Raw genomic sequence first — 9,829 nt, 5'->3', positions numbered from 1 at the left:
ATCATCGCGCCTTTGAGTGCCGCGCCAGCATCGGTGGTCGGATTGCCCTCGGCATCCACGGCCCAGCCTTCTGGGATTGGTGTGCCGGCGGCGGCACGGCGGGCGATCTCGGATTTGGCGACCACGCTGGCGCTCTGGTCGATAACAAGCGCCGCCGCGCCCGCTCCATTCGGGACGCCCAGAGCGAATGGGTTGGTTCCGATGATAGGTTTTGCGCCCCCGACCGGAGCAATCGAGGCCGGTGCATTCGTGAAGCACAGCGACAGCAGCCCAGCGCTTGCGATCCGCTCAGCATGATGGCCCAAAACGCCGCAATTGTAGGAGTTCCGGATCGCGAGCGCGGCAATGCCGTTCTGACGCGCCGCGTCGATCAGCAGCGGAAAACCGGCATCGATGGCCGGATGGGCGAAGCCAGAGGCCGCATCGACCGTGATCACGCCGGCTCCGGGGCGCGAGACGACTGGCCGCGCCGCGCCGTCGACTTTGCCGCAGCGCAGATGCTCAGCATAGATCGGCACATACATCAGGCCGTGGCTGGCGATGCCGTCGCGCTCGGCCAGCATGGTGGACCGGCCGACCGAGGCGGCAGCCTCGGCGCCTGCGCCGGCACACATCAGGGCGCGGCTGCTCAGGGCTTCGATATCGGCGAGCGACATGCGGATGGTATCGGTCATTGGAAGGTCTCAATCATTGTCATGCGTTCCGGCCCCCGCACCGGTCCGGGAAACGGCGGTGGCGGGAACCGTGATGGCCAGGGCAAGGCGGTTCAGATCCTGCCAGACCGCGATCGGACAGGGGCGGCGCGGCGCATGGCCGAGCGACCCTGGCGTGACGATCGCGTGGTGCAGGGCAACCGAACCCCGCCGCGGCAGGGGCAGACCTTCGAACGTCGCGCGCGTCGCACCGATCCGCGCCTTGCCGCCCGACCACGCCATTTCGAAGCCAGCCGGATGGCGAAGCAGAAAGCCGATCAGCAGCCCGGGAACGATCATATCCGGCAGGCTCAACGGAAGGCGAAGGCGCAGGCCATGGTCGATCAGCACGGCGCCTGAGCGGATCGGGCACAGGGCTGTGGCGGCGGGATTGCCCAGATCGACAGCCGTTCCGGCAGGGGATTCAAGCCAAGCCAGGAACCAGTCCAGACCGGGCAGGCCAGCCCGCTCCAGCACGGCGACCGAACGGCCAGCATCCTCGGCGAGTCCCCATTCCAAACCCGCCGCGCGGGCGGTCTTGAGGCAAAGCGCCTCTATCTCGGCGCGGGATGGAGTCAGGACGCCATCCACAGGGGCAGAACCATTGCTCATCGGGCGGTCTCCATCTCGTCAGGATAGGGCTCGCCTGCGAACAGGTTGATGCGCACCCAGAGGTCCGAGCGGGGATCGAAGCGGTTGGCACCAAAGAATGCCAGCTTGCACCGCAGCAAATCGATGGGCAGCATGTCGCGCGCGATCAGATTGTCGCGGATTTCGGCATAGCCCGCTCGGGCGGTGATTTGGACCCTGCGCACCATCAGCCGGTGTTCGGGGTGGGACCGCAGAAACGTCGCCAAGTCGTTGTCGCGGGCAGTCTTCAACGCCTCGGACAAAGCGGCCGCCCGGCGGCCTGTGTCCAAACGTTGCTCGCGGTCGTCGCCGGAGTCGCTGCCGCGGCGGCCCAGACGCGGCTCCAGCTTTTCTTCGGAGACATACCAAAAGCGCGCGACGGCATCGGCTTGCGCATAATCGACCGCCAACGCCCAGTCGTAATGGGTGTGCAGCAGGCGGCGCAGCTCGGCCAGTGGCATCGAGCCGTCGATCTCGAACGCCGCGGCCTCGTCGGCAGACATGCTGTCGGCGAGATCGTCGATCAGGTTGCCATGCGGCTCCAGCAGCAAGGCGCAGAGCATTTCCTGCGCCTCGATCCCCAGGGCGTGCTCGCCCCAGGTCCACAACCGGTCCCAAGGCATAGGGGTCTGCCAGGAATGCCCCGGCAGATGGCCGTCCAGCCGCGCCAGATCCGCCCGGAGCAGGGCTAGCTTGGCCATCTGCCCTGGGTGATCGCTGTGCCACAATGTTGCATTCTCGCGCGCATGGGCCAGCGCCTTGGCAAAGGCCGCAACGGTCTCGGGCGTGGCCTGAGGCATCGCGCGCACCCGGGCCAGCGCGGTTTCGCGCGCCGCGATCCAGTTGTTCAATAACAGGGGGTGGCGCACCAAGAATGGTGCCATGCCTAGCCCCGTCGAATTCCCCACCCCCAACCGGCGCCGCAGTGCCGGATCCAATCGGACGGCGCCCGGCCCGCCCCGCACCCGGGCCAGATGTTCGACCAGATCGACGGTAAAGGCGCGGATCAGCCAGACTGTCAGCATCTCGGCCTGGAACGGTCCCTGCAATTCCGGCCGCGCGGCGATCTCGTCCCGATCCGCCGCCCCGAACTTGCCGGAGCCGTAAACCGCAGTTGTCCGCATGAGATAGCCCACCGCATCAAGCTCGGCGGTATCGGGTTGCAGATCAGCGGCCAATCGCGCGACGACATGGTGAAACAACCGCACCGAGCGGTTGGCGCGGCTGAGCGTCAGTTCGCTTTGCGCGATGCGGCCGGCCTCTTGCAAGGGCACATTCGCCGCGAGACGGTCAAGATCCTCGGCGGTGGGGGTGCCGTCGAACAAGGCGAATGTCGCGTCCCACGCCGTGGCAATGACACGGTCGCTGCGCATCTCGTCGGGAAGATCATGCGAGAACGCAACCAGCGCATAGCTTCGGTGGGGGCCTGCGGCACGATAGATCGCCCGGCCCACGCCCTTCCCGTCCAATTCAAATAGCGGCCGGTCGAACCGCCAGCCTTCGCGGGCAAGGCGACGCAGCAGGCTGCGCAGGAACGACAACCGCGTCGGGTGCGAGGCGCCCAGCCTTTCCAGGCGCATCACCTGAGCCGGAGGCCTGGGGCGGATCGTGGCTCCAGAGACGTCCATCGGGTGCGGTGTCATGATGCTGCCGGTCCAAAGCTTTCGTTGAAAAACCGATACCAGTTGCCGCCCATCACCGCAGCCACGCTGCTCTGGGACAGGCCGGCGGCCCGCAGCCCGGCCGCGATATTGCCGAAGTCGCGGTTGTCGCGAAACCAGTGGGGCATCGCGGGAAAACCCGGGTTCTCGGCGCTGCCCTCGCCAAAGTCGACCCGTTTGGTCCAACGCCCGGACCGCATCCATTCGACCACGCTGTTCGGCTGATCCTGGCACAGATCGCTGCCGATGCCGACCTTGTCATGGCCGATCATGTCGGCGGTGCGCACCACCGCATCGCAGAAATCCTGCAAGGTGCAGTCGCTGCCGCCGCGCAGGTGATGCGGATAGGTCGAAAAGCCGATCATGCCGCCGGTTTCGGCAAGGGCGCGCAGCACCGTCTCGGATTTGTTGCGCCGCGCCGGGTGCCAGGCAGCCGGGTTTGCGTGTGTGATGGCGATCGGGCGCGTCGAATGCTCGATCGCCTCCAAGGTCGAGCGCTCGCCCGAATGGCTCATGTCCACGACCATGCCGACGCGGTTCATCTCGGCGACGACCTCGCGACCCATGCGGGTCAGGCCGGAATCGCTGGCCTCGTAACAGCCCGAAGCCAGCAGGGACTGGTTGTTGTAGGTCAGCTGCATAAAGCGCAGCCCCAACCGGTGGAGGATCTCGACTAGGCCGATGTCGTCCTCGATGCAACTGGGGTTCTGCGCGCCGAAAAAGATCGCCGTGCGGCCGGTCTGACGGGCCAGGTCGATGTCGGCGGCCGCGCGGCCCGGAAAGATCAGATCGGGAAACGCCTCGAAGTGGCGCGCCCATTTTGTCAGGTTCTGCACGGTTTCGCGGAATGTCTCGTGATAGGTGACCGTGACATGGACGGCATCCACGCCGCCTTCGCGCATCTGGCGAAAGATTCGCTCGGACCAGTTCGCGTATTGCACCGCATCGACGACGGGGTTCATTCCGGTGTCCCCTCGGCGATATAGCTGGTCTTGACCGTGGTAAAGAACTCGGCCGCATAGCGACCCTGTTCGCGGGGCCCATAGCTCGAGGCGCCGCGCCCGCCGAAGGGCACATGGTAATCGGTGCCGGCGGTAGGCAGATTGACCATCACGCAGCCCGCCCGCATGTTGGCGCGAAAGTGGTTGGCGCGGGCCAGGCTTGCCGTCATGATGCCGGCAGTCAGGCCAAATTCGCTATCATTGGCGACGGCCAGTGCCTCGTCATAATCCGACACGCGCTGCAGGCAGGTGATCGGACCGAACATTTCCTCGCGGTTGATACGCATGTCGTTGCGGGTGCCGGAGAAGACGGCGGGCGCCATATAATAGCCCTCGCTCGGGCGGTTCAGACGCTCGCCTCCGCACAGCAGGTCCGCCCCTTCGGCCTTGCCGATGGCGATGTAATCCAGGTTCTGCGCCAGTTGGGCTGCGCTGACCACCGGGCCGATCTGCGTGCCCGAGGCCAGCGCCGGGCCGACTTCCAGGGCCTTTGCAGCGGCGACCAGTCGGGCTGCGAATTCGTCATGCACGCGCTCATGCACGATCAGGCGGCTGGCGGCGGTGCATTTCTGGCCGGTGCCGCCAAAGGCCGAGTTGCAGGCATGGGCGACCGCCAGGTCCAGATCGGCGTCGTCCATGATGACCATCGGGTTCTTCGAGCCCATCTCCATCTGCAACTTCGTCATGTTGACGATGGCCGAGGCGGCGATGGCGCGCCCGACCGGCACCGAGCCGGTAAAGGTGATCGCGTCCAGTGCCGGGCTTTCGATCAGCCTTTGCCCGATGTCGCGCCCGGCACCGGGCACCAGATTGAAAAGGCCGACCGGGATGTCCTGGCGGGCGATGATCTCGGTCAGGGCAACAGCGCTGGCTGGGGTCAGATTGGCAGGCTTCCAGAGCACCGCATTGCCATAGGCCAGGGCCGGCGCAATCTTCCAGGCCGGGGTCGCGATCGGGAAATTCCACGGGCTGATGACGGCGACGATGCCCACCGGGTCGCGCCGGACCTCGATGCCGATGCCGGGGCGCACGCTTTCCACGCGCTCGCCAGCCAGGCGCAGGGCCTCGGCCGCGAACCAGGTAAAGAACTGGCCGGCGCGATAGACCTCGCCGCGCCCCTCGGCCAGCGGCTTGCCTTCCTCGCGCGAGATGATGCGGCCGATCTCGTCAGCGCGGACCATCAGCTCGGTGCCGATTGCCATCAACACGTCATGGCGCTTCTGGATCCCAGCGGCCCACCATAATGGTTGGGCCTTGCGCGCGGCGGCGATGGCTTGATCCACCTGTGCCACCGTGGCTTGCGCGTAATGGCCGATCACATCGGCCAGATCCGAAGGATTGCGGTTTTCGATCTCTGTCTCGCCGCGCTGCCATTGGCCCGCGACATAGAGCCCGGTTTGCTGTTCCATCTGTTTGTCCTTCGGTTCTTACTGTGCGGCTGGGCGGTGTAGGGCGCCCAGCACGGCGCCACGGTCCAAAAGCCCGATGGCGCGTCCGTTGCTGGTGACAACGACCGGGGTGGCGGCGGCCGCCAGTGTGGCGAACGCGGCCTCAAGCGGCGCGTCGGCGTCGATCTCGTCATAAGGGGCGGCGCTGCCGTCCGGCGCCATCAGGCGGGGCGATTGCCCCGGTTGCGTGGACCAGCCCTCGCATTGCAGCCGCGCCAGCCCACCACAGGACAGCACCCTCGCGCGGTTCACGTCGCGCACGAAGCGGCTGACGTAATCATCGGCGGGTGTCATCAGGATCTGGTTGCCGCTGCCGACCTGGCGTAACTGGCCATCCTTGAGGATCGCGATGGTGTCGCCCAGATACAGCGCCTCGTCCAGATCATGGGTGATGAAGACCACGCTCTTGCCCAGTTGGCTCTGGATCGCCTTCAACTGCACCTGCATCTCGGTGCGGATCAGCGGGTCCAGCGCGCTGAACGCTTCGTCCATCAGCAGGATCTCGGCATCGGTGGCCAGCGCGCGGGCCAGCCCGACCCGCTGCTGCATGCCCCCCGACAGCTGGGACGGCAGATGGCTTTCGAAGCCGGTCAGCCCGACCACGCCAATGAACTCGGCCGCCTTGCGGCGCGCGACGGCTGCGGGCTCGCCGCCGACGATCCGGCCATAGGCCACGTTGTCCAGCACGGTGCGATGTGGCAGCAGGCCGAATTTTTGAAACACCATCGAAATACGACGGCGCCGCAGTTCGCGCAGATCAAGCGTGCCCAACTGCAGGATGTCCTGACCGTCGATCAGGATGCGACCATCGGTGGGCTCGATCAGGCGGTTGAAATGCCGGATCAGCGTGGACTTGCCCGACCCGGACAGGCCCATGATCACGAAGACCTGTCCGGCGGGAATGTCCAGATTGATGTCGTGCAGGCCCAGGACGTGGTTTGTCGCCTGCAGCAACTCGGCCTTGCCCATGCCGGTGCGCACATGCTCGCGGGCCTTGGCAGGATTGGGGCCGAAGATCTTGCAGACATTCTCGACCCGGATCTTGATTTCTTGACCCATGCTTCAGCTCTCCTGTTTCCGGGCGCGCTGAACCCTTTGGCCGTAGCCCTGTGCTATCCGGTCGAAAATGATGGCCATAAGGACGATGCCTACCCCCGCCAGCAACCCGCGGCTGACCTCCAGCCTCTGGATGCCCTGCAGGACCTGATAGCCCAGTCCGCCCGCGCCGATCATCGAGGCGATGACCACCATCGAAAGCGCCATCATCGTGGTCTGGTTGATGCCTGCCATGATCGTCGGCAGCGCCAGCGGAAGCTGAACCGACAAAAGCGTCTGGGTGGGCGAGGCCCCAAAGGAATGCGCCGCTTCGATGGTCTCCGCGTCGACCTGACGAATTCCCAGATCGGTCAAGCGGATGACGGGCGGGATGGCAAAGGTGATCGTCGCCAGCAGGGCAGGGATCTTGCCTGGGCCGAACAGCATGACAAAGGGAATCAGGTAAACAAAGATCGGCATGGTCTGCAGGATGTCCAGAACCGGCAGCGCGACCGCGCGCAAGCCGTTCCAGCGCGACATTGCGATGCCCAGCGGCACGCCGATCAGGATGGCGAGCAGCGTCGAAACCAGCATCAGCGCCAGCGTCGACATGGCCGCGTTCCACACGCCCACCACCCCGATGCCAAAGGTTAGCAGGCCGACCAGCAGCGCCGTTTTCCAGCTTCTGGACATTGCCCAGGCCAGAACTGCCAAACCCAGCACGACTGACCACCAGGGCAGCGCCTGCAATGTCTGTTCGAACAGGGTAAGCATCTTCAGCAATGGCAGAAAGCAATTGCTCAGCGCGGTGCCATAGGTCGAGACAATGCCCGTAAAGGCATCGTCCAGCGCCGCGCCGAATGTCCTGACGTCAAAGATTTCGGGAAAGCCCTGCGCCATGCGGTTTCTCCATCTTGCGCGGGCCAGGCGTGCAACAAATCGCGTGTGCCGACCGGCAGGTAAATGGGGGAGGGAAAGGCGCTGCCGTTCCCCGGGGGCAATCAGTCGGCCAGCTTAGCCTCGACGCGCTGGGCTACATCGGCCGGAACCCATGTCTTCCAGACCTGCGGGTAGGTTTGAAAGAAATGCTGTGCAGTCTCCTCGGGGCTGGCGCTGGCGACATCGGCCCAAGCCAGGATGGCGTTCATGTCGTTATTGGGAACGGTCATTTTGGACAGGAACGCCGCCACGTCTGGGGCATCGGTCCGCAGACGCGTCGTCGCGGCGACCGCGACCTCGCCCGGGGCCCATCCCGTCACCTCGGGGTTGGCGCAGTCGGTCTGGGTCAGGCACTTGAACTTGACCGGGTCATAGGCGGGCATGTCCAGCCGGACCAGCTTGTATTTCCCGATCACCTCGGTCGGCCCCCAATACCAGCCGACAAAGGGCTGACGCGCCGCCACCGCCCGGGCGATCGACGCCTTCAGGTTCTCGCCCGAGCCGGTCGAGAACACCTCAAAGGTCTTGCCTAGATCCAGCGCCTTGAACAGGTTGTCCGAGATGATCTCGCAGCCCCACCCCGGAGGGCAGCCATAGAAGCGGCCCTTTTCCGGGTTCGAGGGGTCGGCGAAATCCTTCCAGTTTGCGGCCAGATCGGTGAGGGATTTCAGCTTGGGGTTCGCCTCGACCATGTAGTCGGGCACCCACCAGCCCTCAATACCGCCCTCGGTATAGGTGTTCGAGGCCTTGTAGACATTGCCTTTTGCAATCATCTGGTCCCAGACCGACTGCGCGGTCGAAACCCAAAGCTCGGGCGCGATATCCGGTTGCGAGCGCGTCAGCATCGAGCTGGCGACGGGCACAGTGTCGCCGGGTTGCAGCGCGGTGTCGCAGCCGAAGCCATCCTGCAGGATGCGCTGGGTTACCTGGGCGAGCATTCCGGCAGAAGCCCAGGTCATTTCCGCTATGGTGATGGTGCCGGCATTTCCGCAATTGGGCTCGGCACGCGCCTGCCCGCTGGGCAGGGCGGCAAGGGCCAGGGCCGAACAGGTCAGGCAGACCTTGATGCTGGTCATGTGGATGCTCCGATGTTGATTCCCCGTATTTCTTGACGAGCGGGTTGACAGTACCTAGCGCTTCCCTGAGATTTCAATCAATCTTGAAAAATTGGCATTTGATTAAGAAAACCTGAAGCAGGTGTGAAGTGGCAATCAAGATCGAGATGCTGCGAAGTTTTTTAACGGTGGCAGAGGAGGGCAATATTAAGGACGCCGCCACGCGCCTGCTGCGCACCCCGTCGTCGGTGTCGATGACGCTGTCCGCGCTTGAGGACGAACTGGGCGGGCCCCTATTCGAACAGGACCGCAAAAGCCGGCTGACCGTTCTGGGAACCTATGTCCGCGACATGGCCGAGGTGATGATCCGTGACCACGACCGCGGCATCGAGACGATCAAGGCCTTTGCCCAGAGCCGGCTGGGCCGTCTGCATATCGTGGCGGTGCCATCGGTCGCATCACGCATCCTGCCGCCGATCCTGCGCGAGTTCCTTCGCCGCCAGAGCGGCGCAGCCGTCAGCCTGGTGGATACCGACAGTCATCAGGTTCAGCAAATGGTCGTCACCGGCGAGGCTGATATCGGTATCGGCGGCCCGCCGCCGGGCAAGCTGCCCCTGTCCTTTGCACCGCTGTTCGAGGACCCTTTCCGACTGGTCTGTGCAGTCGAGAGCCCTTTGGCTCGGCTTCCCCGACCCCTTTGCTGGCAGGATCTGCTGACCGAAGATCTGATCGTCAACGAATCCGCGCGGGCAATAAACGCGCCTGAATATGCGGAGATGGTCGACAAGGCCCGGCTGACGATCAGGAATATCACTTCTCTGCTGGCGATGGTCCGGGCGAATGCCGGGGTCACGCTGCTGCCCGCGCTTGCCTGCACCACGCTGCCTGCCGGTCTGACGGCGCTCGAGATCGAGACCGGCGGCGTCTCTCGGGTCGTCGGCCTGGTTCAGCGCAGCAACAGTATGCCAAGCCCTTTGGCAACGACCTTCGTGAAGCAGCTGAACGAACAGCTGAGAGAGGTTCTATCCCACAGCATAGGATTATACCCTAGTCATGTTGATGGCGTGGATGCCCCCACCTGACGGCATCGCAATGTGCCAATGTGATGCGTGTTGAAGCCATCACAGAAGGAGGGAGCATCCATGTCCGAGGTTACGATTATCGGGATCGATCTGGCAAAGCGCATTTTCCACCTGCACGGTGCCGGTCACGACGGATCCGTCGTGTTTCGCAAAAGGCTTTCGCGTGGCCAGCTACTTGCGTTCATGTCTCAGGTACCGCGGTGCGTTGTCGCCATGGAGGCGTGTGCGACGGCGCATGGCTGGGGCCGCGCTTTCGAGACGTTTGGACATGAAGTGCGCCTGATCC

Annotated in this window: 9 protein-coding genes and 1 pseudogene; 2 read left to right on the top strand and 8 right to left on the bottom strand. The window is 64.6% G+C overall.

Going from position 1 to position 9,829, the window contains the following annotated elements:
* From BU28_RS23940 to BU28_RS0119770, 8 genes are all read right to left on the bottom strand, one after another.
* Nucleotides 1–674, bottom strand: a 674-nt coding sequence (locus BU28_RS23940) for an Ldh family oxidoreductase (RefSeq protein WP_036763883.1), incomplete at its 3' end; no start/stop codon positions are given.
* Between the two features lie 9 nt (nucleotides 675–683).
* A complete protein-coding gene (locus BU28_RS0119800; protein ID WP_162176565.1) occupies nucleotides 684–1,283 on the bottom strand; it encodes a DUF3726 domain-containing protein in 600 nt (199 codons plus the stop codon).
* Between the two features lie 17 nt (nucleotides 1,284–1,300).
* Nucleotides 1,301–2,863 (bottom strand): hypothetical protein, encoded by a 1,563-nt coding sequence (locus BU28_RS0119795; RefSeq protein WP_332908370.1) that lies wholly within the window; start codon nucleotides 2,861–2,863, stop codon nucleotides 1,301–1,303.
* A gap of 98 nt (nucleotides 2,864–2,961) precedes the next feature.
* On the bottom strand, nucleotides 2,962–3,945 hold the full coding sequence (locus BU28_RS0119790; RefSeq protein WP_028720959.1) for a membrane dipeptidase: 984 nt from the start codon (nucleotides 3,943–3,945) through the stop codon (nucleotides 2,962–2,964).
* Complete coding sequence (locus BU28_RS0119785; protein ID WP_028720958.1) at nucleotides 3,942–5,393, bottom strand: aldehyde dehydrogenase family protein; 1,452 nt, start codon at nucleotides 5,391–5,393, stop codon at nucleotides 3,942–3,944. Before BU28_RS0119785 ends, BU28_RS0119790 begins: the two co-directional genes overlap by 4 nt.
* Nucleotides 5,394–5,411: 18 nt before the next feature.
* Nucleotides 5,412–6,491, bottom strand: coding sequence for a quaternary amine ABC transporter ATP-binding protein (locus BU28_RS0119780; RefSeq protein ID WP_028720957.1), 1,080 nt, complete (start codon nucleotides 6,489–6,491; stop codon nucleotides 5,412–5,414).
* A gap of 3 nt (nucleotides 6,492–6,494) precedes the next feature.
* Complete coding sequence (locus tag BU28_RS0119775) at nucleotides 6,495–7,367, bottom strand: ABC transporter permease (protein ID WP_028720956.1); 873 nt, start codon at nucleotides 7,365–7,367, stop codon at nucleotides 6,495–6,497.
* Nucleotides 7,368–7,468: 101 nt separating this feature from the next.
* A complete protein-coding gene (locus BU28_RS0119770; RefSeq protein ID WP_036763795.1) occupies nucleotides 7,469–8,482 on the bottom strand; it encodes an ABC transporter substrate-binding protein in 1,014 nt (337 codons plus the stop codon).
* Nucleotides 8,483–8,610: 128 nt separating this feature from the next.
* Between BU28_RS0119770 and BU28_RS23935 the strand changes: the two genes are divergently transcribed.
* Together BU28_RS23935 and BU28_RS26170 are read left to right on the top strand one after the other, a co-directional pair.
* Nucleotides 8,611–9,543, top strand: coding sequence for a LysR family transcriptional regulator (locus tag BU28_RS23935; RefSeq protein WP_051578338.1), 933 nt, complete (start codon nucleotides 8,611–8,613; stop codon nucleotides 9,541–9,543).
* Between the two features lie 60 nt (nucleotides 9,544–9,603).
* Nucleotides 9,604–9,829: pseudogene (locus BU28_RS26170) on the top strand (IS110 family transposase); the annotation flags it as partial.

This window comes from Paracoccus yeei ATCC BAA-599 (genome assembly GCF_000622145.1).
Taxonomy (GTDB): domain Bacteria; phylum Pseudomonadota; class Alphaproteobacteria; order Rhodobacterales; family Rhodobacteraceae; genus Paracoccus; species Paracoccus yeei.
Note: the sequence above shows the minus strand (reverse complement) of the source record. Positions and strands in the feature narration are given on the sequence as shown.

Excerpts from the sequence above, each read along its gene's own strand:
- BU28_RS0119780 (WP_028720957.1), bottom strand. The coding sequence starts at position 6,491 with ATGGGTCAAGAAATCAAGATCCGGGTCGAGAATGTCTGCAAGATCTTC.
- BU28_RS0119770 (WP_036763795.1), bottom strand. The coding sequence starts at position 8,482 with ATGACCAGCATCAAGGTCTGCCTGACCTGTTCGGCCCTGGCCCTTGCC.
- BU28_RS0119775 (WP_028720956.1), bottom strand. The coding sequence starts at position 7,367 with ATGGCGCAGGGCTTTCCCGAAATCTTTGACGTCAGGACATTCGGCGCG.
- BU28_RS0119790 (WP_028720959.1), bottom strand. The coding sequence starts at position 3,945 with ATGAACCCCGTCGTCGATGCGGTGCAATACGCGAACTGGTCCGAGCGA.
- BU28_RS0119785 (WP_028720958.1), bottom strand. The coding sequence starts at position 5,393 with ATGGAACAGCAAACCGGGCTCTATGTCGCGGGCCAATGGCAGCGCGGC.